Origin of the sequence: Rhodococcus (subgen. Prescottella) equi (genome assembly GCF_003013675.1) — a bacterium.
GTDB classification, from domain to species: domain Bacteria; phylum Actinomycetota; class Actinomycetes; order Mycobacteriales; family Mycobacteriaceae; genus Prescottella; species Prescottella equi.
Map to the genome: position 1 here is coordinate 427,234 of NZ_CP027793.1, position 20,934 is coordinate 448,167.

Sequence of the window (20,934 nt, forward strand, 5' to 3'; positions counted from 1 at the left end):
GACGGACTACGCTGGCGAACCGACCCGAAGAAAGGACCAGTCCCGTGCAACCAGGTGGACAGCCCGACATGCAGCAGCTCCTCGCGCAGGCGCAGCAGATGCAGCAGCAGTTGATGGCGGCGCAGGCCGAGATGTCGCAGGCCGAGGTGACTGGCCAGGCGGGTGGCGGTCTGGTGACCGCGACGGTCAAGGGCACCGGTGAGGTCGTCGGTCTCACGATCGATCCCAAGGTCGTCGACCCGGAGGACATCGAGACGCTGCAGGATCTCGTGATCGGTGCGATCGCCGACGCGTCGAACAAGGCTCAGGAGATCGCGGCGAGCAAGCTCGGCCCGCTCGCCGGCGGCCTGCCCGGACTCCCCTTCTAGAGGCGCGCCTTGTACGAAGGTCCCGTCCAGGACTTGATCGACGAGCTCGGCAAGCTGCCCGGCATCGGACCCAAGAGCGCCCAGCGCATCGCGTTCCATCTCCTCTCGGTCGAGCCGCCGGAGATCGACCGGCTCCAGGCGGTTCTGCAGAAGGTGCGTGACGGCGTCCAGTTCTGCGTGGTGTGCGGCACGGTCTCCGAGGAGGAGAAGTGCCGCATCTGTTCCGACCCGCGCCGGGACCGGACGATGGTGTGCGTCGTGGAGGAGCCCAAGGACGTCCAAGCGATCGAGCGCACGCGCGAGTTCAAGGGGCGATATCACGTGCTGGGCGGCGCACTCGACCCGCTCAGCGGTATCGGCCCGGACCAGTTGCGGATCCGGGAGCTGTTGGCGCGCATCGGAAACCAGGAGGACGGCGTCGACGTCAGCGAGGTGATCATCGCGACCGATCCCAATACCGAGGGCGAGGCGACGGCGACCTACCTGGTGCGGATGCTCCGCGACTTCCCGGGACTGACGGTGTCGCGGCTGGCGTCGGGCCTGCCGATGGGCGGCGACCTCGAGTTCGCCGACGAACTCACCCTCGGCCGCGCGCTCTCGGGGCGACGGACGCTGTAGCTACCGCTCTTCCGGTGTGCCCCTGATCTGCTGCGGCGGATTCAGGGGCACACTGCTGTCCGCGGTCACGGTGTGGCGAAGCGACTGCACGAGGCTGGCCAGTCCGGGCGACGACGCCGCACCGCTGCGGACGATGCCGCTCACCGGCACCCGCAAGCGGTTGTTGCGCTCTCGCATCACGCACAGGCCGGTCCCCGGGACCTCGGCGACCGTGCTCGCGTACAGCACCGTCCACGCGCGCGGGTTCGTGATCACGTCGAGGATCGCGGTGTGGTCGCGGGCGAGCGGCGGGCCCAACTGGACCCGTCGCCCGACGTCGACGAACGCGTTCTCGACCACGGTGTGGATCAGGATCTGGCTGTGCCGGGGCGGCAGCAGTAGCGGGTAGGGGGCCAGTTCGCTCAGTTCGACGGTGGAGAACGCCGACACCGGGTGGTGATTGGACGTCGCGATCATCAGGTCCTCGACGCCCAGTTCGACGGTCTCGAGCCCGGGCCGGTCCACCTCGCCGCGGATCAGTGCGATGTCCGCGTCACCGGCCGACACCGCGTCGATGCGGTCGGTGAAGTTCTTGATCACGAACTCGATGTCCAGGCCGGGGTGTTTCTCCCGGACGTCGGCGATCGCGGCGAGGCTCTGCGGCGCGAAGCTCATGCTGGCGGTGATCCTGATGCGGTTACGGGGCTCCTTCGCGACCGCGAACGCCCTCGTCTCGAGGGTCAACACCTCCTGCGCGATGGGCACGAGCCGGGAGCCGGCCGGGCTCAGCTTCACCACCCGGGTCGAACGTTCGAACAGCGGCGCACCGAGTTCCTGTTCGAGCTTGTTGATCTGGTGGCTGATGGCAGATTGCGAAATGAAGCAGCGTTCCGCCGCCCTGCTGAAGCTGAGCTCCTCGCTCACCGCAAGGAAGTAGCGCAGCTGACGAAAGTCCATGACCCCATCCTACTTATGAGCGATCGAGATAACTGTTCTCCGAATATCCCTGATTACTGGCGTAAATGTCCTTAGCGCTCCTACGGTGTCTCTCATACATCTCGACAAGGTCTCTCGAAAATCTCGAGAAGGAGGCAACCGTGAGCGAAGCAGTTATCGATCGGACCGAAGTTGTGATCGTCGGTTCCGGATTCGGTGCCCTCGCCACGGCGAAGAAGCTGGCCAAGGCCGGCAAGCGGTTCGTCCTCATCTCGGAGACCACCGAACATCTCTTCCAGCCGCTGCTGTACCAGGTGGCCACGGGTGTTCTCGCCGCCGGTGAGATCGCCCCCTCGGTGCGCGCGATCCTCGCGAAGTACCCCAACGCCGACGTCCGCCTCGGCCGCGTCGTCGACGTGCACCCCGAGGAGAAGGAACTCGTCTACGAGGCCGCCGGCGAGCGTCACACGATCGGCTACGACTCGCTCGTCGCCGCCACCGGTGCCCGGCAGAGCTACTTCGGGCGCGACGAGTTCGCGAAGGTCACCTACGCGCTCAAGACCGTCGAGGACGCCGAACGCCTGCGCGCCCAGATCGTGCGCTGCTTCGAGGAGGCCCACACCACCACCGACCTCGAGCGACGCAAGAACCTGCTGAGCTTCATCGTCATCGGTGCCGGCGCCACGGGCGTCGAGCTCGCCGGTCAGATCAAGGAGCTCGCGGGCCGCTACTTCGAGCAGTCGATCCGCGGCATCACCGCCGACGACGTCACCGTCACCCTCGTCGAGGGCGCGGGTGTCGCGATGCCGGCGTACGGCGGCAAGCTCAGCGAGTACACCAAGGAGTCGCTCGAGAAGTCGGGTGTCGAGGTCGTTCTCAACACGCTCGTCACCGACATCGACGAGCACGGCGCCACCCTCAAGGCCCACGGTAGCGAGACCGGTGAGCGTCGCACCGCCGAGACCGTCATCTGGTCGGCCGGCGTGCAGGCCAACGACTTCGCGGCGGCGCTCGCCGAGCGCACCGGCTGCGAGACCGACCGCGCCGGCCGTCTGCTCGTCAACCCCGACCTCACCGTCGGTGGCCGCGCCGACATCTTCGCGGTCGGCGACATGACGTCGCTGAACAAACTGCCCGGCCAGTCGCCCGTCGCGATGCAGGGCGGCCGCCACGTCGCCGCCACCATCCTCGGAAAGACCAAGCGCGGCACGCCTTTCAAGTTCCGCGACAAGGGCTCGATGGCGATCATCAATCGCTTCCGCGCGGTCACCAAGGTCAAGAGCATCGAGCTCACCGGCTTCGTCGCGTGGGTGCTGTGGCTCGCCGTCCACATGGTCTACCTGGTGGGCTTCCGCAACCGCTACGTCGCGGTGATGTCGTGGTTCGGTTCGTTCCTCGGCCATCGGCGTCCGCACTTCTACTACGCACAGGAGATCGGGCCGATCCAGGCGCCCGACGCGCGCGTGACCGACGACGACCAGCCTGCGAAGGTCGCCGCCTAGCTTCGCCGACGACGGGCGGTTACTGCGCCATCGGCCGAGAGCCGAACGCAGTAACCGCCCGTTTCGGCTATGCGAGAGCGCGCAGTGCGGCGTCGCGCAGGTCGTGCTTCTTGACCTTGCCGGTGGCCAGCCGCGGCAGGTGGTCGCAGAACTCGATCGTCTTCGGCACCTTGTACTTGGCGAGGTGTTCGCGGACGTACGCCCGCAGCGCCTCCGCGGTGTCGTCGTCGCCGGGCACCCCGGGATCGAGTTCGACGACGGCGTGTACGTACTCGCCCATCTCCGGGTCGGGCAGGCCGAACACCGCGACGTCGGCGACGTCGGGGTGCGCCGCGAGACACGACTCGATCTCGGCCGGGTAGATGTTGACGCCGCCGGAGATGATCATGAACGACTTGCGGTCGGTCAGGAACAGGTAGCCGTCCTCGTCGACGTAGCCGACGTCGCCGACCGTGGACAGGCGTGGATTGCTCGGGTGCCGGGAGTCGGCGGTCTTGTCGGCGTCGTTGTGGTACTCGAACGGCACGACGTCGCGCTCGAAGTACACGGCACCGATCTGACCGGCGGGCAGCGGCTGCCCCTCCTCGTCGCACACCACGGGGGTGCCGAGCACCGGGCGGCCGACGGATCCGGGGCGCTCGAGCCACTCGTCGGCGGTCAGGAATGTCATGCCCATTCCCTCTGTGCCCGAGTACAACTCGCTGACGATCGGACCCAGCCAGTCGATGGTCGCCTGCTTGACGGCGGGCGGGCACGGCGCCGCGGAGTGCAGGAAGTCCTGCAGCGACGAGACGTCGAACGAGGTGCGCTCGTCGTCGGGCAGCTTGAGCAGCCGGACCATCATCGTCGGCACGACCTGGGTGTGGGTGACCGAGTACTTCTCGATGTTCGCGAGGAACTCGCGGGCGTCGAAGCGGTCCATCAGCACCACGGTGGCGCCGAGGCTCTGTGCGCCGGCGGACCACTGCAGGGCCGCCGAGTGGTACATCGGAGCCGGGACGAGATACGTCGACTCGTCACTCATGCCCAGCAGCGTCTTCGCGAAGTGCCCGACGTTCATCCCGCGCGGGTCGTCGATCGTGATGCCGGTGAGCGGGCGTCGGATGCCCTTGGGGCGTCCGGTGGTTCCCGACGAGTACAGCATCATGTCGCCGCGGGGCTGCTCGGCGAGCGGCACCGGGGCGAACTCGGCCATCGACTCCTCGTACGACTCGAAGCCGACGACGACACCGTCCATCATGAACACGTGCGGCCGCTCCGTCAGTTCGTCCACGACCGCGGACGCGAGGTCCGCGAGGCGGAAGGTGGTGACGAGAAGCTTTGCCTGGCAATCGGTGACGATGTAGGCCGCCTCGTCTGCCGTGAGATGCCAGTTGACGGCCGTGATGTACAGGCCGGACCGCACGGCGGCCCAGTACACCTCCAGGAATCGTGGATGGTTCTCCGCGAGGATCGCCACGTGGTCACCTTTGCGGAGACCGAGCGCGAACCATTGTTGGGCAAGCTGGTTGGAGCGGTCCTCCAGCTCGCGGTAGGTCACCACCTCGCCGGTGGGTGTGAAGACGACCGCCGGTCGCTCGGGCGCGGTTGCCGCGTGGATGCCCGGGTACATCTCGAGAAGCCTCCTGGGTGTCTGAGTCGTGGTGCAGGGATGCACGGTGACACTCGACGCGTGTCCGGTGTCACAGTGGACGGGACCTCGCGCCGATGGAACGAGAATCTCGTTCAGCGGGACCGGTCGGGCCGCGACGCGACGTACCACGCGGTGGCGACGACGGTCGCGCAGCCGACGAGCTGCAGGGTCGACGGGCGTTCGCCGAGCAGCGCCATCGCGGCCGCGATCGCGAGCACCGGTTGCAGGAGCAGCAGCGTGGCGCCTACCTCCGGCGCGAGTCGGGGGAGCGACCGGCCGAGCAGCATCCAGCCGAGGACCTGCGCCGACACGGCGAGGGCTGCGAGCCAGCCGAACGCGGCCCATCCGGGCGCCAGGTCGACGGTGCCCCACACGGACCCCAGGGCGGAGCCGACCACACCCGCGGCCGCGGTGGAGACCAGGACCTGGGTGCCGGCAGTGGCAGCCGTGCCGCGCCCGCCGACGACGAAGATGTAGCCCGCGTACGCCACCCCGGACAGGAGGGCCAGAAGCGTCCCCCACAACAGGTCCGGACTGGTCGCACCGTCGTCGACGACGCCCGCCGTGAGTGCGATGCCGGCGAACAGCACCGGGATCGTCGCGACGAAGCGGGCCGGAATCCTGGTGCCCAGGAACAGGAACGACAGCAGCGGCACCACCGCCACCTGAATGTTGACGAGCACCGTGGAGATGCCCGCCCCGACGAGCATGATGGCCTGCGACCACAACGCGAAGTCGACACCGAGCAGCGCCCCGGCGACGGCGAACCGCACCGCGTCCGCGCGGCTCGTCCGACGGCTGCGCCGGTGCTCTCGCCACGCGAGCACGGCCAGCGGCGGCAGCGCCAGCGCGCAGCGGAAGAACACCGACGTCGCGGGGGAGACGTCGGCGAGGCGGATGAACACCGCGGTCAGGGAGATGCAGGCCGCTCCCGCCACGGCCAGCGCGCGCGCGTCGGTGACGCGGCCGGCGGCGAGGGGAACGCTGCGAACTTCGACGATCTGCACGGGCTCAATTGTTGGGTCTACCTGCACAAACAACAACTAAGAAGTATTTCTCGAGATTCGGTAGTGTTGCTTCCGTGTTGAACCTCGACCGCGTCCGGGCATTGTGTGCGGTGGCCCGCTCCGGGTCCGTCGCGGCGGCTGCGCGGGTTCTGCACGTGACGCCGTCGGGCGTGTCGCAGCAGTTGGCGAAACTCGAGCGTGAAGTCGGGGTCGCACTGCTCGAACCGGCGGGGCGCGGGGTGCGTCTGACGCCCGCGGGAGAACTACTGGCGCGCCGCGGCGGCGAGCTGTTGGCCCGCGCGTCCGGCGTGGAGGCGGAGATAGCCGCGATGGCCAGCGAGGTGGTGGGCCCGCTGCGGTTCGGTGCCTTCGTGACCGCGTCGCGGCTGGTGCTCCCGTCGGCGGTGGGGACGCTTCTGTCCCGGTATCCGCTGCACGTGACGGTGACCGAGGCCGAGACCGAGGTGACCCTCGAGTCCGTCGCCCGCGGCCGTATCGATGTGGGTGTCGTCGACAGTTGGGAATCGGCGCCGGTCGATGTTCCGGCGCACCTGGAGTCGCGACTGATCCACCGCGACACCGCCGATCTCGCGCTGTCCGTCGATCATCCGTGTGCGCGGGACGCCGAGGTGCGGTTGTCGAGTCTCGCCGACATGCCGTGGGTGGCCTGGGGGTCCGGCACCGCATTCCACGAGTGGCTGGTGGTCACCCTGCGTCGGCAGGGTTTCGAGCCGCGCGTCGATTTCGAGGCGTCGGACGTCTCGACACACCTCGCGTTCGCGGCGGCAGGACTCGCGGCCGCGCTGGTTCCCCGGCTGGCAATGGACCGCACGCCAGAGGGGGTGGCGCTGGTGGCGACCGAACCGCGCCTGCACCGCGACATCTACGCGGTGTGGCGGGCCGACAACGCCGGCCCGGCCGTGCGCGCGGGTATCGACGCGGTGGAGGACGCGTTCGGGGGTAGGAGAACGGCGTAGGAGAACTCAGTTCGCCCGTTGCGGGTGATCGTGCTCGACACCCAGGTCGCGGGGGCAGTAACCCACCGGATAACCGGGATAGGTGCGATTGTCCGGGTCGGTTGCCGCCGACGAAGTCCGACGTTTGGGTAGCAGGCGCACCACCGCGGACCGCGCACGCAGGCCCGCCTCGGCCACCGCTCGCACCCTGGGCGACCCCTTCGGGAACCCGAAAGCGAGCGACATGCGTTCGTCGATCAACGCGTACACGGCTGTGGCGACGGGTCTGGCGAGGAAGCCGGGGTACCACGACTGGAACAGCTCGAGCGTGTACGTGCCGATCCGATGATTGTCGTCGCTGTAGACGAACTTCTCCCGCTCGTAGTCCATCTTGAACCGATGGAATTCCTGGTAGGAGTCGGGGATGTGCTTGATCCCCATGCGAATTCCCACCTGACGGTAGAAGTGGAACGAGGCGAGCCGCTCGTGTGGGTGCAGTCTGCGCCAGCCGTAGCGGTCGATCCAGTCGATCGGGTCGTACACGAACGTCGACAGCACGTACAACATGTCGTCGTTCGAGATCGTGTAGCGGCCGTGCATGCGGTTGATGTTGCGCAGGGACTCCCGGCCGCGGGGCGAGTCGTAGCCGTGCTCGACCAGTTCGCTCATCAGGAGGGCGGTGTCGTCGTAGCGCTTCTGCGGTCGCTTCTCGAACTCGCCCGTGCGGGCCAGGAGTTCGGAGATCGACGGCACGCAGTAGGTGCGGAACAGGGCGAACTCGAGCGATCGTTGGTAGTCCCACGGGAACTCGTACCCCGAGGTGATCCGCAGGATGTCCTGGTGCCGGGTCACCGGATCGAGGCCCTCGACGACCTTCACCCACCCCCGCCGCCCCGGTCGTGGTCGCGGATCGCGGTCCGGGCCGGGGAAGCTTCCCGCGCGGCGTCCGTTCGTCAGGGTCATCGCCGTCACCGCCCGTGCCGAGCCTTGAGCATCCACGCGGAGATCTTCATGTCTCGCGCCGATCGCTCGAGCGTCAGCAGATTCAGTGGCGCCGAGAACTTCTGGACGGTCACGGCCTTGGGCCGGCTGAACTCGCGCAAGCCGTCGGCGCCGTGGATGCGCCCGAACCCGGACTCACCGATGCCACCGAACGGCAACGACGGGATTCCGGCGAAACCGAGAACCGAGTTCACCGACACCATGCCGGTGCGCAGACGGTCCGCTATGTCCCTGCCGCGACTGCGGTTCGACGTGAAGACGGATGCTCCGAGGCCGTACGAGGTGGCGTTCGCGCGCTCGATGCCCTCCTCGATGTCGCGCACCCGGTTGACCACGACGGTCGGACCGAACGTCTCCTCGCACACCGCCGACGACGATTCCGGGACGTCGGTGAGGATCACCGGCTCGACGAAACGCTCGTGCACCGAGTCGATTCCGCCGGTCACTGCGCGAGCGCCCTTCTCCAGAGCGTCGGCGATGTGGTTGCGGACGACGTCCACCTGGCGCGGCAGCGTCATCGGTCCGTAGGTGTCGGCGTCGGACCCGCCCGGTCGGACCCGCTCGACCGCGGCCGTGAACTTGTCGAGGAACTGGCGGTACACCGGTTCGGCGACGTAGATGCGTTCGACACCGGCACATGTCTGGCCGGCGTTGCCGAACGCGCCGAACGCGGCGAACTCGACCGCCTTGTCGAGGTCGGCGTCCTCCGCGACCAGCATCGCGTCCTTGCCGCCGCATTCCGCAACGAGGGGAGTGAGGGTTTCGGCGCAGACCGCCATGACCTTGCGGGCCGTGGGGCCGGATCCGGTGAACGCGATCTTGTCGACGCCGGCGCGACACAGGTCTGCACCGGTTGCGCCGAGGCCCGTGATCACCTGGAGCACGGGTTGGGTGGGGGCGAGCGAGTTCCACTTGGCCTCGAGCCACTTTCCGACACCCGGGGTGAGCTCACTGGGCTTGAAGACGATCGCGTTGCCGGCGGCGAGGGCGTACGAGATCGATCCCATCGGGGTGTACACGGGGTAGTTCCACGGTCCGATGACCCCGACCACCCCGAGCGGCTTGTAGCCGAGGGTGGCCGATTGGTTGGCGCTCACCAGTCCGGACGGGACCCGGCGCGGTTTGAGTACCTTCTTCGCGTTGCGGGCGGCCCAGTCCAGATGCTCGACGGCGAGCATCACCTCGAGCAGGGCGTCGTCGTGCGGCTTGCCGGTCTCGGCCGAGATCACCCGTGCCAGGTCGTCGCCGTCCGAGGCGATCGCCTTCTTGAATTCGAGCAGCCAGTCGCGACGGCCGCGGAAGCCCTGGGCGTCCCACCAGCGCGCCGCGCCGCGCGCCCGCTCGACGGCCGCTCGGACGTCGGCGGCGGTGGCGACCGGGTATTCGGCAAGCGTTTGCCCCGTCCGCGGATCCAGGCTCGCGAAGGTCGTCGCCGCGTCCTGCGCGGCGGGTTCGACGGTTGATCCGGGTGCAGCGTCGCTCGAAGACAGTTCTCGGGTCATGTCGGGCTTCCTTCGTGCCGGGGATCGCATCACATATATGTGATGTGATTTACTGTGTTGACGCTCACACTATTGGTCCCGGCAGACGGGGACAACCCCACGCGCGGTATCCGCGGCCGATCGTGGCGTTCGAGCCCTCGCTTCACTCGACTCTTCGCAGGCAGGAGCACATCAGGTGACGATCGACTTCACCGCCGAGCAGCAGGCCTTCGCGCAGGCCGTGGCGGCGTTCTGCCGCAAGGAGTGCGGCACTCGCGAGCAGCGTGACGCCCTCACCGGTCGCGGCGAACACAACCACAACCAAGACCTCTACCTGAAGATGGCCGACCTGGGCTGGCTGGGCATCACGGTGCCCGAGGAGTACGGCGGTTCTGCCGGCACCGCAGTCGACATGTGCATTCTGCTGGAACAGGCGGCGCGGGGGATGGCGCCGATCGGCGGGGTTGGCCCCACGCTCATCACCGGCGCAGCGTACGCCAAGTTCGGCACCGACGCCCAGAAGGAGACCGTGCTCGGTGGCATCGTCCGGGGTGCATCCGAGTCGATCTCGATGTCCGAACCCGAGGCGGGCTCCGATGTGGGGAATCTCAGCTGCAAGGCCGAGAAGGTGTCCGGCGGCTGGCTGATCAACGGACAGAAGACGTGGTGTTCCAACGCGCATTTCGCCGAGAACATCCTGTTGGTGGCCCGAACCGATCGCACCGGATCGAAGCACGAGGGGTTGACGATGTTCCATCTGCCGGCCGACACGCCGGGACTGAAGATCAGCGGCATCGCAACGATGGGTGGCAAGGAGGTCAACGACCTCTATCTCACTGACGTGCTGCTCCCCGAGGACGCGGTGGTCGGCGAGGTGGGACAGGGATGGACGCAACTGATGACCGGCCTCAACATCGAACGCCTGATCCTGGGCGCCATGATGCTCGGCACGGCCCAGCGGGCATTCGACGACGCGCTCGAATTCGTCACGCAGCGAAAGCAGTTCGGACGGCCGGTCGGAACCTTCCAGGCGCTGCGGCACCGTATCGCCGACCTCGCGACCGAGATCGAGTGCACCCGGCTACTGGTGTACAATACCGCGCGACTGGTCGACGACAACCCGACGAAGATGTTCCCGCGCGAGGCGTCCATGGTGAAGCTCAAGGCCACGGAGACCGCGAAGAAGGTGGCCCTCGAGGGAATGCAGATGATGGGCGGGTACGGCTACGCCACCGAATTCGACATGGAGGGCCACGTCCGCAAGACCCTGGTCGCGTCGATCTACGGTGGTACCAACGAGATCCAGCGCGACATCATCGGCAAGACGTACGGGCTGTAGGGGGTGCCATGGCTGCGCCGGTTCGGCCCACGCGGCCCCTCCGCCGGACCCAACTCTCCGACGACGTGGCGGCGCACCTGCGTGGTGCCGTCATGTCGGGCCGGCTGCGGACCGGCGCATTCGTCCGCCTCGACGAGACCGCGGCCGAACTCGGGGTGAGCGTCACCCCGGTGCGGGAGGCGTTGCTGACGCTCCGGGGAGAGGGGATGGTCGAATCGGTCCCCAACCGTGGATACGTCGTCTCGCCGCTGGATCGAGACGACGTGTACGACATCTTCTGGCTGCAGGGCCGGATCACGGTGGAACTGGCGGTGCGTGCCTCCGGTTCGGCGGACGCCGACGACCTGGCGCGGCTCACCGATCTCAACGCGGTTCTCCACGACGCGGTCGGCGCGACCGATGCGGAGCGGATTGCCGAGGCCGAGTACGAGTTCCATCGCGAACTGTGCCGTATCGCGGGCGGCCCCAAGCTTGCCTGGTTCCTGGCCGGCGCGGCCCGGTACACGCCGCATCAGCTGTACGCGGCCGACCCGGAGTGGGGTGCCCTCGCCGTGCGCGCCCACGCGGATCTGATCGCGGCGATCGCGGCCCGCGATGGTGCCGCGGTCGTGCGGCACACTCGGATCCAGTTCGACGACGCGGCCGACCGGCTCGTGGCGCACCTCGAGCGGAGCGGGATCTGGCAATGACCGACCACCGTCCATCACCCGACGAAAGCGACGACCGATGACGATCGATGCCACCACGCGGCCGCGCCGCGCGCTCCCGGACTCCCTGGACCCGCCCGCCGGATCACTGGACCTCGCCGATTTCGTGGGCGAGTCCATGCTGTTGATCGGCGCCGGAGCCACCGTGTTGTTGCAGTTGGCGCTGCCGGGCGTCGGCCGTGGAGTCGCCGAGCACAGCTCGACCCTCGAGCGTCCCCTGGACCGGTTGCGGACGACCATGACGTACGTGTACGCCGTCACCCTCGGCACTCCCGAGGAGAAGCAGGCGGTGGTGCGGCTGGTCAACAAGGCGCACGTCCCGGTGCGGTCGGAGCGGTACAACGCATTCGATCCCGAACTGCAGCTGTGGGTAGCGGCAACGTTGTACCGCAACGGTTCCGACATGTACCGCCGATTCTTCGGTGAACTCGCTGACGCCGACGCGGATCGGCTGTACCGACAGTCCGCGGTGTACGGGACGGCGCTGCAGGTCAGGGACGACATGTGGCCGGCCACCCGTGCCGAGTTCGACGCCTACTGGGACCGGATGATCGAGAGCGCGGAGGTCGACGACCAGGTGCGCGCGTACGTGCGCGGACTGCTCTCCGGCGGTAAGGCCCCGCTACCTGTCCGCTTGACGATGCCGCTGCAGCGCTTCTTCACGATCGGCCTGCTGCCGCCCCGGGTGCGGGACCAGTTCGCCCTGCCGTGGAGCCCGCGCGATCAACGGCGATTCGATCGGCTCATGACCGTCCTGCCCGTCGTCTACCGGCGGGTGCCGCGACCGATACGGCAGGTGACAGCGACGTTCTACCTGTGGGACATGCGCCGGCGCCTTGCGGCACACCGGCATCTGATCTGAGCATCGCCGTCGCGCACGGACGCTGCGGTGTCAGAGTGCGACGTCTCGCTCCAGCCCGAACCAGAAGTGTTCGCCGCCGTCGAACACCAACGTGCCCTTGCCGTTCATGACGCCGATGACGGTGTCGTCGTCGACCTTCTTGAAGTGGTCGGACACCGGCATGCCGTCGTAGACCATCGTCGCGGTCACCTCCCCGCGGAACACGACCTCCCACAGGCTGGCCTCGCCGTGCCCGGTTCCGATGTCGGAGAACAGCTGTCCGTCCTCGCTGCGGCACAGCAGAGGCTGCACGTCGGACTCGCTGGCGAATGCCTTGCCGTACCAATGCGCTCGACGGAGGAGCCCACTCGTGCGATGTCCGGTGTCGAAGTCGAAACCCCGCCAGCGGTACCCGATCAGATCCACGGGCCGACACGGGGCCAAGCGGTCCCAGATCGAATCGAGTTCCCGCGGATCGATCCGGTCGGTGCGCGCCCGCAGCGCGGCGACCTCGTCTCGTACGTTCATGCTCGTCCTCCGGTGTCGTTGTCCGCGAACGTGAGTACCGCCTTGACCACCTCTCCGGACCGTGTCGCGGCGATCGCGTCGTCGATCCGGTCGATCGGGAACGTTCGTACCAGCTTCTCGACCGGAAAGCGACCCTGACGCCACAGGTCGACGAGCATCGGCAGGAACGTCAGTGGATCGGCATCGCCCTCGATGACGCCGGTGAGGGTGCGCCCGTTCAGGAGATGGCTCTGGTCGATCGTGATGGGATTACGTCCGGGCAGTAACCCCAGTGTCGCGCAGACTCCGGGCGGGCGTAGCGAGGACAGTGCATGACGGACAACCTGTTCGGTTCCCACGGATTCCACTGCGAAATCCACACCGCCACCGGACTCGCGGCGAACCGCCCGCCCGACGTCGTCGACGTCGACGGGCGACAGCGCCGCCGTCGCCCCCAGTTCCAGCGCCAGGGTTCGGCGGGCCGAGATCGGGTCCACGGCGATGACGTTCCCGCACCCGGCTACCCGCGCGGCCATGATCGCCGCCATCCCCACGGCGCCGAGCCCGAACACCGCGATCGCCGATCCGGGATCCGGGCGCAGGACGTTGAAGACGGTCCCGGCCCCGGTCTGGAGTCCGCAGCCGAGCGGACCGGCGAGCGCGACCGGCACGTCTGGGGGAAGGCGTACCGCGTTGCGGGCAGAGGCCACCGCGTGTGACGCCATCGAGGATTGACCGAACCAGTTGCCGTGTAGCGCAGTACCGTCGGTGCCGGTCAGCGTGGTGGTCCCGTCGAGCCGGGTTCCACCGTGGTTCAGGGCGGTTGCGTTCTCGCAGTAGGCCGCCCGCCCCCGGCCGCAGTTGCGGCAGGATCGGCACGAGTCGAAGCCGAGGACCACGGGGTCTCCCGGCGTGAGTCCGGCGACACCGACGCCGACGGCCTCGACGATCCCGGCACCCTCGTGGCCCAGAACCGCCGGAAGAGGGAACGGGACACCACCGTCTGCGGCCGTCAGGTCGGTGTGGCAGATGCCCACTCCCTGGATGCGCACCAGAATCTCGTCGTCGCGTATCTCGGGTACCCGGATGGGTTCGAGGCGGAGTGGTCCGCCGTGGGCGCGTAGCACCACTGCGGCCGCTCCGCTCATGCGTCGCTCGTCTCACCGAACAACGTCGCGAGCATCAGCTGCCGGACCCGGGCTTCATTGGCTGCGGTTGACTCGAAGTGCATCACCCGCCCGACGTCGAGTACCAGGCTGAGCGCCGCGTGGACGAGGAAGCGACATTCCGCGACGGACAGATCGGGCCGAGCCTCGCCGAGTAGCAGAGCCCATTCTTCGACATTGAGGCGCTGCGTGTTTCGCAGCGAGGTGCGCTCGGGCGCCGGCAGGCTCCCGATCTCCGCGAAGTACACGCTCATGAGCTCGGACTGGGCGAACGACAGACGCACGTAGACCTCGACCAGCGACTCGAGAGCCTGTCGGGGGGTGTCGGAATTGCCCAGTGCGGTGCTCACCGCGACGGCGAGTCGCTCCGCCGCGCGATGAAAGGTCGCTGCCAGCAGATCCGACTTGCTCGAGAAGTAGCGATACACCCCGGAGGCGTTGATACCCGCGGCCTGGCCGATGTCCTCGATGCTCACCTCGTGGTAGCCGCGCGCCTCGAAAAGCAGGATGGCCTCGTTGAGCACGACTTCGCGCTTGTTGGCCAACGGGATTCCGGCGTTCCTCGGGTGGACTCCGGTGGATGGCGTCTCCGCGGGGAGTTCGGCGCGAGCGATCGATCGGCACGCGCCGAGCAGGAGTCGCTCGAGTCGCCGCGCCGGCAAGGCGGCCCGATGAACGGTGATGCTTCCGATCGCTCCGAGGATCGCGACGCAGATCTGTACCGAGTCCCGGTGGGTGATGTCGGGCCTGATGTCCTCGAGCGTCGCGCCGATGCGACGGTTGACCGCTTCGACGGCTCCCCGGACCGCCGCCCTGTCCGGCGGTTCGAGATAGCGGCTCTCCCACCTATAGAGCCCGGCCGTGCGGCGATGGGCGACGGTGGTCCTGACCGCCGCGAGGATCTGGTGATCGAGCCGATCGACGGGGTCGCCGACCACGTCGGCGTCGTCCTGTGCGACGGCATTCTCCAGGGCTTCGGCGAGATCGGTCGCGGCCTGCGAGAACAGTGCGTACTTGTTCGGGAAATGGCGGTACAGGGCAGGACCCGAGATACCGACGGCCGCGGCGATCTCGTCGATACTGACGCCGTGATAGCCGCGCTCGGTGAAGGCCTCGGCGGCCACCGCGGCGATCTGGGCCTTCCGGTTCTTCGGCCGGCGTCGAATCTCGCTGGTGGGCAGATGCTGCACGTCGATGCGAACGCGCCCAGTGCGGGATCCGGTCTTCGTCCGCTCCGTCACCGAACCTCCTGACGTGTAAGGACTGGTACCGGAAGCATAGCCGAGAGGTGAGTGCCGGTGTCTCCGGTTTCGCTTCCGGATTCGACCGGCGGTCAAATCAATTCGCCTGTAGGTAAGGGGTTGACAAACGAGTCGATCGACACAAAAGTTAACGCCGATTCTCGTACTGATCCGGCCCGATCGCGTTGCCGGACGCTTCACCCCTCGGCTGTTCTCCGGCCACAGCACTGCACCAGGCTCTCGAGGCTCTTGTACCTGTTCCAGGGATCCGAGGAGGTCCATGTGAGAACCCGCTTCACCGAGATGTTCGGAGTGCGCCACCCCATAGTCCAGGGCGGAATGATGTGGGTGGGTCGTGCCGAGTTGGTAGCGGCGGTGGCCGAGGCCGGTGCGCTCGGGTTCCTCACCGCGCTCACCCAGCCCACGCCGGACGCCCTCGCGAAAGAGATCGAGCGCACGAGGCGTCTCACCGACGAGCCGTTCGGTGTCAATCTCACTCTTCTGCCGTCGATCTCGCCGCCGCCGTACGCGGAGTACCGGCAGGTGATCATCGACGCCGGGATCGGGATCGTGGAGACGGCCGGGTCCAACCCCGTGGAGCACCTACCGCATTTCGAGGACGCGGGCGTCAAGGTCATCCACAAGTGCACCAGTGTGCGGCACGCACTCAGAGCCGAGCAGATCGGCGTGGACGCGGTCATCGACGGCTTCGAGTGCGCCGGCCATCCCGGTGAGGACGATGTACCCGGGTTGGTGCTCATCCCTGCCGCCACCCGCAGGCTGAGTATCCCGGTCATCGCGTCCGGAGGTATCGCGGACGCGCGGGGTCTGGTCGCGGCACTCGCGCTCGGCGCCGACGGCGTCAACATGGGTACCCGCTTCATGTGCACAGCGGAATCGCCGGTCGCCCAAGAGGTCAAGGAACGGATCGTCGCCAACAGTGAGCTGGAAACGCGATTGATCTTCCGGACACTCGGGAACACGGCTCGGGTCGCGGCGAACACGGTGAGCGCCGAGGTGATCGACATCGAATCCCGCGGTTGCGAATTCGGCGACATCGCGGATCTGGTCGCCGGAGCGCGGGGCAGGCGGGTGTTCGAGCGGGGTGAGCTGGACGCGGGCATCTGGACCGCAGGCCAGAGTCAGGGATTGATCGAGGACATTCCCAGTTGTGACGACCTGGTTCGGCGGATGATCGGAGAGGCCGAGGCGATCATCCGCGACCGCCTCGCCGGTGCGATCGAGGAAGGGGTTCGGGTATGACCACGACGACGGGCGACGGCCTGCGGCGGGAATTGAAGGACTCCGTTCTCGAGCTGACGATCTCACGACCGGAACGGATGAATGCCGTCGACATGTCGACGATGCGGGAGCTCGGTGCCGCGATCCGTGAGGCAGGGTGCGACCCGAGCGTGCGATCCATCCTGATCACCGGGACGGGGCCGGCGTTCTGCACGGGCGCCGACCTGGCTGCCGGTGCCGTGAATCCCGCCGATCCCACGGTCGTCATGGACGTCGCCAACGAAGTGATCCGCGCGATCGTCGAGGTGCCGGTCCCGGTTGTTGCGGCGGTGAACGGTCCGGCCGCCGGGGTCGGGGTGTCGATCGCGCTCGCGGCCGATCTCACGTACGCGGCCGAAAGTGCGTACTTCCTGCTCGCGTTCGTCGGTGTCGGCCTCATGCCGGACGGTGGGTCGAGCGTGTTGGTGTCGGCATCGATCGGACGGGCGAAGGCAGCAGAGCTGGCGCTGCTCGGGGAGCGGCTGTCCGCTGCCGAGGCGGATAGCTCAGGCCTGGTCTCGAGGACGCTGCCGGACGGCGACTTGCTCGATCATGCTCGGGACGTGGCCGGCAGGCTTGCCGCGGGCCCGCGTCGCGCACTGGAACTGACCAAGCGGGCGCTCGCGGCCGCAACGCTGGCGGCACTCGACGACGCGCTCGAGCGAGAGAAGATCGGCCAGGCGGAGCTCCTCGCTTCTCCGGACTTCGCGGAAGGTGCCGCAGCGATGCTGCAGAAGCGGAAGCCGCGATACAGCGGCTAGCGGAATTCGCATCCACTTCCGCCGCCCCTGGACCGGCCGCTACGTCGCGGAGACGAGGCTACTCGCGCGTGCGAAAAGCGCAGGAAGCGAACCGAGTCGGAGTGAACCTGGGGTTCCGGTCGCCACATCGCCGGCACGGTCGACCGCACGAGAATCGCAATTAACAAAACGAGCCTCGAAACCACTCAAACCATGTAATCTGCATCACATCGAACCATGGGTCCGGTCAGGTCGGGAGGACCCGCCACGCACGAGAGGAACCCTCGATGGTCACTTCCGCTGCTGTGCCTGCCGCCTTGCTCGAGGCGCAGCGATCGCGTCGAACCAACTGGAACAACCAGGTGGCCCGGCACGCTCGCATGATCCCGGATCGTCCGGCGCTGCGTTTCCAGGGCGCGTCGATCACGTGGTCGACGCTGCACGAGCGGGTCGAACGGCTCGCCGACGCGCTTTCCCGCCGGGGCGTCGAGTTCGGCGACCGGGTGCTGATCCTGATGTTGAACCGTCCCGAGTACCTCGAGGCCGTGCTGGCGGCCAACGCTCTCGGTGCGATCGCGGTCCCTGTGAACTTCCGCATGACCGTTCCCGAGGTGGCGTTCCTGGTGCGCGACAGCGGCGCCCGTGCTGTCGTCGCCGATACGACGCTGGCCCCGCTCGCCGCGGCCGTCCGGGCCGAGACCGGCAGTCTGGAGCTGTCCGTCACGGTCGGAGGGGAGACGACCGGCGACACCCTCGGGTACGAGGAGCTGATCTCGGAGGTTGGCACTCCCCGCGTGCCCCTGGATGTTCCGGACGACACGCCGGCGCTCGTCATGTACACCTCCGGCACCACCGGTCGACCCAAGGGTGCGGTGCTCACCCACAGCAACATGGAGGCGCAGGCGCTCACCTGTATCCGTGCGTTCCAGCTCAACCGCTCCGACGACATCGGGTTCTGCGCGTCGCCGATGTTCCACATCGCGGCGCTGGGGTCGATGGCCCCGAGCCTCATGCTGGGTCTCACCACCGTCATCTACCCAGTCGGCGCGTTCGATCCCGGCGCACTCCTCGACGTTCTCGAGGAGGAGCAGGTCACCACGCTGTTCCTCGTCCCGGTGCAGTGGCAGGCGGTATGCGCGGTGCAGCAGGCGCAACCGCGAAAGCTGAAGTTGCGCGGCATCTCCTGGGGTGCGGCGCCCGCCTCGGACACCGTGCTTCGGGCGATGGCCGAGACGTTCCCCGACGCGTCCAACGTCGCGGTGTTCGGGCAGACCGAGATGTCGCCGATCACCTGCGTGCTCGACGGTGACGACGCGCTGCGCAAGCTGGGTTCGGTCGGTCGGGTGATTCCGACCGTCCAGGCCCGGGTCGTGGACGACGACATGAACGACGTCGCCCCGGGCGCGGTGGGTGAGATCGTCTATCGCGGCCCGACGATGATGCTCGAATACTGGCAGAACCCCGCCGCGACCGCGGATGCGTTCCACGGCGGATGGTTCCACTCCGGAGATCTGGTTCGAGTGGACGACGAGGGGTTCGTCTACGTGGTCGACCGCAAGAAGGACATGATCATCTCCGGTGGTGAGAACATCTACTGCGCCGAAGTGGAGAACGCGCTCTTCGCGCACCCGAAGATTCTCGAGGCGGCCGTGATCGGGCGCCCCGACCCCAAGTGGGGCGAGATCCCGGTGGCCGTCGTGGCACTTCGGCCGGATGCGGGTGGCGAACTCACTCTCGAGGAGTTGCAGCCGTTCCTGGACGAGCAACTGGCCCGGTACAAGCATCCCAAGGCTGTTGTCTGTGTGGAAGCGTTGCCGCGCAACGCGAGTGGAAAGGTCGTCAAGGGCGATCTGCGGGGCGGGGCGTCGCCCGTCGTCCAGGGCTGAGTGCGGGGTCCGGCGCCGCGCGGCAGGGGCGCGTCGTCAGGTCGAGGGTCGAAACGGAACTGGGGAGGGCCGGCGCATGACCTACGAACTACCCCCCGCGAAGGGGCCGGTGCAGGACGTCGCGCTCCAGGGCGGGTACCTCATCGGCTTTTCCGTGCAGGCGATGGTGTCGTTGGCCAGAGCTCTCCTTCGCGGTCGGCTGTCGCTCGAGGAGACCGTGAAGCAGACCCTGTTCATCGGCAGGGTCAGCACCGGTCCTTCTCTGCTGCTGATGGTGCCGATCGGTGTGTTCGTCGCGGTGTCGGTCGGTGAGCTCGCCGGGCGGATCGGTGCCGGCGGCTATTCCGGTGCGGTGGTGGCGTTCATCATCGTCGGGCAGGCCTCCGCGCTGGTCTGCGCGCTGATGATGGCGGGGGTGGCCGGCTCGGCGATCTGCACGGATCTGGGCTCACGGAAGATCCGTGAGGAGATCGACGCCATGGAAGTCATGGGTATCGACGTGGTCGAACGGCTCGTCGCCCCGCGACTGCTGGCTGCCGTGGTGGTCTCGGTGGCGCTGTGTGCGATGGTGACCTTCGGTGGCGTGATGGCGTGCTACCTGTACCACATCTACGTCCAGCACCTGCCCGCCGGAACGTTCCTGGCGACATTCGGTCAATACGGCCGGACAGCGGATTTCGTGATGGCGCTCGTGAAAGCCGCGATCTTCGCTCTCACCTCTACGCTCGTCGCGACGTTCAAGGGGTTGCACGCGAAGGGTGGTCCGCGCGGTGTCGCCGACGCCGTCAACGAGGCCGTCGTGATCGCCTTCGCGCTCGTGTTCGTCGTGAACACCGCGTTGTCCGCGCTGTACACCGTGATCGTCCCGGCCGTGGGAGCGTATTGATGGTTGCCTTCGACACCCGGGTGCGCCTGCGCCGGGCGATGCGGCCGGCGTCCGCCGTGGTCGACGGACTCGCCGACGTCGGCCGGCACGTCACGTTCTTCTTCCGCACCCTGGTTTCGCTGCCCTACGCGGCGACGCGGTATCGCAAGCACGTGTTGGCGCAGATCAGCGAGGTCAGCTTCGGAACCAACTCTGTGCTCTCCGGCGGCGGAACCATCGGGATCGTGTTCGCGATGTCACTCGCCGCCGCGATGATGCTCGGAGTCGAGACGCAGCGCGGACTCGAACTGGTAGGCATGACAACCCTTTCCGGGATGTTGTCGGCCATCGCCAACACGCGGGAACTCGCGCCGGTGGTGGTCGCGATCGCGCTCGCCGCGAAGGTGGGCACCGGGTTCACCGCGCAACTCGGGGCGATGAGGATCTCCGACGAGATCGACGCACTCGACTCGATGGGGGTGCGGTCGATCCCGTTCCTGGCCGGCACACGGGTGCTGGCGGCAATGGTGTGTGTGCTCCCGATCTTCATGATCGGACTGCTCGCCAGCTATCTGTCGACCCGTCTGGTGATCGTGGTGTGGGGTGGCGCCTCGGCGGGCACCTACGACTACTTCTTCCACCTTGCGCTGTCGCCGGTGGACCTCGTCTACGCCGCGATCAAGGCCATCGTGTTCGCGGGAGTTGTTGCACTGGTGCACTGTTCGTACGGATACTTCGCCTCGGGTGGACCGGCCGGTGTGGGTCAGGCGGCGGGACGGGCGCTGCGTACCGCGATTCTCGCGATCGGGGTGTTGGACGTGCTCATGACGTTCGCGCTGTGGGGGCTGGTCCCGACGATCCCCGGGATGGGGGTCTGAG

At 67.7% G+C, this 20,934-nt stretch carries 20 protein-coding genes; 12 read left to right on the top strand and 8 right to left on the bottom strand.

What is annotated here, in order from left to right:
• The first annotated feature begins 44 nt into the window (after positions 1-44).
• Together C7H75_RS01925 and recR are read left to right on the top strand one after the other, a co-directional pair.
• Positions 45-368 carry a YbaB/EbfC family nucleoid-associated protein gene (locus tag C7H75_RS01925; RefSeq protein WP_005516073.1) on the top strand — a complete coding sequence of 108 codons (324 nt, stop codon included), beginning with the start codon at positions 45-47 and terminating at the stop codon, positions 366-368.
• A 9-nt stretch (positions 369-377) separates the two neighbouring features.
• Positions 378-986 carry a recombination mediator RecR gene (gene recR / locus C7H75_RS01930; RefSeq protein WP_005516072.1) on the top strand — a complete coding sequence of 203 codons (609 nt, stop codon included), beginning with the start codon at positions 378-380 and terminating at the stop codon, positions 984-986.
• Here the strand turns inward: recR and C7H75_RS01935 are convergent, their stop codons facing one another.
• The gene (locus C7H75_RS01935) at positions 987-1,922 is read right to left on the bottom strand and encodes a LysR family transcriptional regulator (protein WP_084848680.1); all 936 of its coding nucleotides are present in this window, start codon (positions 1,920-1,922) and stop codon (positions 987-989) included.
• A 155-nt stretch (positions 1,923-2,077) separates the two neighbouring features.
• Here C7H75_RS01935 and C7H75_RS01940 point away from each other — a divergent pair, with 155 nt between their 5' ends.
• Positions 2,078-3,403 carry an NAD(P)/FAD-dependent oxidoreductase gene (locus tag C7H75_RS01940; RefSeq protein ID WP_041674534.1) on the top strand — a complete coding sequence of 442 codons (1,326 nt, stop codon included), beginning with the start codon at positions 2,078-2,080 and terminating at the stop codon, positions 3,401-3,403.
• A gap of 67 nt (positions 3,404-3,470) precedes the next feature.
• Here C7H75_RS01940 and C7H75_RS01945 read toward each other — a convergent pair whose 3' ends face one another.
• Both C7H75_RS01945 and C7H75_RS01950 read right to left on the bottom strand, forming a co-directional pair.
• Complete coding sequence (locus C7H75_RS01945) at positions 3,471-5,015, bottom strand: acyl-CoA synthetase (RefSeq protein WP_106850880.1); 1,545 nt, start codon at positions 5,013-5,015, stop codon at positions 3,471-3,473.
• Between the two features lie 113 nt (positions 5,016-5,128).
• The gene (locus C7H75_RS01950) at positions 5,129-6,043 is read right to left on the bottom strand and encodes a DMT family transporter (RefSeq protein ID WP_022593665.1); all 915 of its coding nucleotides are present in this window, start codon (positions 6,041-6,043) and stop codon (positions 5,129-5,131) included.
• 74 nt (positions 6,044-6,117) lie between these two features.
• On the opposite strand from C7H75_RS01950, the gene C7H75_RS01955 reads away from it, so the two are divergent.
• Positions 6,118-7,020 (top strand): LysR family transcriptional regulator, encoded by a 903-nt coding sequence (locus C7H75_RS01955; RefSeq protein ID WP_106850881.1) that lies wholly within the window; start codon positions 6,118-6,120, stop codon positions 7,018-7,020.
• A 6-nt stretch (positions 7,021-7,026) separates the two neighbouring features.
• Here C7H75_RS01955 and C7H75_RS01960 read toward each other — a convergent pair whose 3' ends face one another.
• Both C7H75_RS01960 and C7H75_RS01965 read right to left on the bottom strand, forming a co-directional pair.
• Positions 7,027-7,962, bottom strand: coding sequence for an oxygenase MpaB family protein (locus C7H75_RS01960; RefSeq protein ID WP_044990355.1), 936 nt, complete (start codon positions 7,960-7,962; stop codon positions 7,027-7,029).
• Between the two features lie 5 nt (positions 7,963-7,967).
• Positions 7,968-9,503, bottom strand: a complete 1,536-nt coding sequence (locus C7H75_RS01965; protein ID WP_005516059.1) for an aldehyde dehydrogenase family protein — start codon at positions 9,501-9,503, stop codon at positions 7,968-7,970.
• Positions 9,504-9,678: 175 nt separating this feature from the next.
• On the opposite strand from C7H75_RS01965, the gene C7H75_RS01970 reads away from it, so the two are divergent.
• Genes C7H75_RS01970 through C7H75_RS01980 form a run of 3 tightly spaced genes read left to right on the top strand, consistent with a single transcriptional unit; the run spans position 9,679 to position 12,390 of the window.
• Positions 9,679-10,821, top strand: a complete 1,143-nt coding sequence (locus tag C7H75_RS01970; protein WP_013414655.1) for an acyl-CoA dehydrogenase family protein — start codon at positions 9,679-9,681, stop codon at positions 10,819-10,821.
• A gap of 8 nt (positions 10,822-10,829) precedes the next feature.
• Positions 10,830-11,510, top strand: coding sequence for a GntR family transcriptional regulator (locus tag C7H75_RS01975; protein WP_022593669.1), 681 nt, complete (start codon positions 10,830-10,832; stop codon positions 11,508-11,510).
• A 37-nt stretch (positions 11,511-11,547) separates the two neighbouring features.
• A complete protein-coding gene (locus tag C7H75_RS01980) occupies positions 11,548-12,390 on the top strand; it encodes an oxygenase MpaB family protein (protein ID WP_022593670.1) in 843 nt (280 codons plus the stop codon).
• A 30-nt stretch (positions 12,391-12,420) separates the two neighbouring features.
• On the opposite strand, the gene C7H75_RS01985 is transcribed toward C7H75_RS01980, so the two are convergent.
• Genes C7H75_RS01985 through C7H75_RS01995 form a run of 3 tightly spaced genes read right to left on the bottom strand, consistent with a single transcriptional unit; the run spans position 12,421 to position 15,283 of the window.
• Positions 12,421-12,897, bottom strand: a complete 477-nt coding sequence (locus C7H75_RS01985; RefSeq protein ID WP_022593671.1) for a DUF4334 domain-containing protein — start codon at positions 12,895-12,897, stop codon at positions 12,421-12,423.
• Positions 12,894-14,024, bottom strand: coding sequence for an NAD(P)-dependent alcohol dehydrogenase (locus C7H75_RS01990; protein ID WP_022593672.1), 1,131 nt, complete (start codon positions 14,022-14,024; stop codon positions 12,894-12,896). Before C7H75_RS01990 ends, C7H75_RS01985 begins: the two co-directional genes overlap by 4 nt.
• The gene (locus C7H75_RS01995; RefSeq protein ID WP_022593674.1) at positions 14,021-15,283 is read right to left on the bottom strand and encodes a TetR/AcrR family transcriptional regulator; all 1,263 of its coding nucleotides are present in this window, start codon (positions 15,281-15,283) and stop codon (positions 14,021-14,023) included. Before C7H75_RS01995 ends, C7H75_RS01990 begins: the two co-directional genes overlap by 4 nt.
• 282 nt (positions 15,284-15,565) lie before the next feature.
• Here C7H75_RS01995 and C7H75_RS02000 point away from each other — a divergent pair, with 282 nt between their 5' ends.
• The 5 genes from C7H75_RS02000 (at position 15,566) to C7H75_RS02020 (ending at position 20,933) form a co-directional block, all read left to right on the top strand.
• On the top strand, positions 15,566-16,546 hold the full coding sequence (locus tag C7H75_RS02000) for an NAD(P)H-dependent flavin oxidoreductase (protein WP_022593676.1): 981 nt from the start codon (positions 15,566-15,568) through the stop codon (positions 16,544-16,546).
• Positions 16,543-17,325, top strand: a complete 783-nt coding sequence (locus C7H75_RS02005) for an enoyl-CoA hydratase (protein WP_069854717.1) — start codon at positions 16,543-16,545, stop codon at positions 17,323-17,325. Before C7H75_RS02000 ends, C7H75_RS02005 begins: the two co-directional genes overlap by 4 nt.
• Positions 17,326-17,591: 266 nt before the next feature.
• Positions 17,592-19,190, top strand: a complete 1,599-nt coding sequence (gene fadD5, locus C7H75_RS02010) for a fatty-acid--CoA ligase FadD5 (protein ID WP_005516049.1) — start codon at positions 17,592-17,594, stop codon at positions 19,188-19,190.
• A gap of 76 nt (positions 19,191-19,266) precedes the next feature.
• Positions 19,267-20,076 (top strand): MlaE family ABC transporter permease, encoded by an 810-nt coding sequence (locus C7H75_RS02015; RefSeq protein ID WP_005516048.1) that lies wholly within the window; start codon positions 19,267-19,269, stop codon positions 20,074-20,076.
• Entirely contained in the window at positions 20,076-20,933 is an 858-nt protein-coding gene (locus C7H75_RS02020; RefSeq protein WP_005516047.1) for an MlaE family ABC transporter permease, read from the top strand. The genes C7H75_RS02015 and C7H75_RS02020 overlap by 1 nt, the downstream gene beginning before the upstream one ends.
• The last annotated feature ends 1 nt before the right edge of the window (position 20,934 follow it).

Excerpts from the sequence above, each read along its gene's own strand:
- C7H75_RS02020 (WP_005516047.1), top strand. The coding sequence starts at position 20,076 with ATGGTTGCCTTCGACACCCGGGTGCGCCTGCGCCGGGCGATGCGGCCG.
- C7H75_RS02015 (WP_005516048.1), top strand. The coding sequence starts at position 19,267 with ATGACCTACGAACTACCCCCCGCGAAGGGGCCGGTGCAGGACGTCGCG.
- C7H75_RS01945 (WP_106850880.1), bottom strand. The coding sequence starts at position 5,015 with ATGTACCCGGGCATCCACGCGGCAACCGCGCCCGAGCGACCGGCGGTC.
- C7H75_RS01960 (WP_044990355.1), bottom strand. The coding sequence starts at position 7,962 with ATGACCCTGACGAACGGACGCCGCGCGGGAAGCTTCCCCGGCCCGGAC.
- fadD5 (WP_005516049.1), top strand. The coding sequence starts at position 17,592 with ATGGTCACTTCCGCTGCTGTGCCTGCCGCCTTGCTCGAGGCGCAGCGA.
- C7H75_RS01980 (WP_022593670.1), top strand. The coding sequence starts at position 11,548 with ATGACGATCGATGCCACCACGCGGCCGCGCCGCGCGCTCCCGGACTCC.
- C7H75_RS01975 (WP_022593669.1), top strand. The coding sequence starts at position 10,830 with ATGGCTGCGCCGGTTCGGCCCACGCGGCCCCTCCGCCGGACCCAACTC.
- C7H75_RS01985 (WP_022593671.1), bottom strand. The coding sequence starts at position 12,897 with ATGAACGTACGAGACGAGGTCGCCGCGCTGCGGGCGCGCACCGACCGG.
- C7H75_RS01935 (WP_084848680.1), bottom strand. The coding sequence starts at position 1,922 with ATGGACTTTCGTCAGCTGCGCTACTTCCTTGCGGTGAGCGAGGAGCTC.
- C7H75_RS02005 (WP_069854717.1), top strand. The coding sequence starts at position 16,543 with ATGACCACGACGACGGGCGACGGCCTGCGGCGGGAATTGAAGGACTCC.
- C7H75_RS01990 (WP_022593672.1), bottom strand. The coding sequence starts at position 14,024 with ATGAGCGGAGCGGCCGCAGTGGTGCTACGCGCCCACGGCGGACCACTC.
- C7H75_RS01965 (WP_005516059.1), bottom strand. The coding sequence starts at position 9,503 with ATGACCCGAGAACTGTCTTCGAGCGACGCTGCACCCGGATCAACCGTC.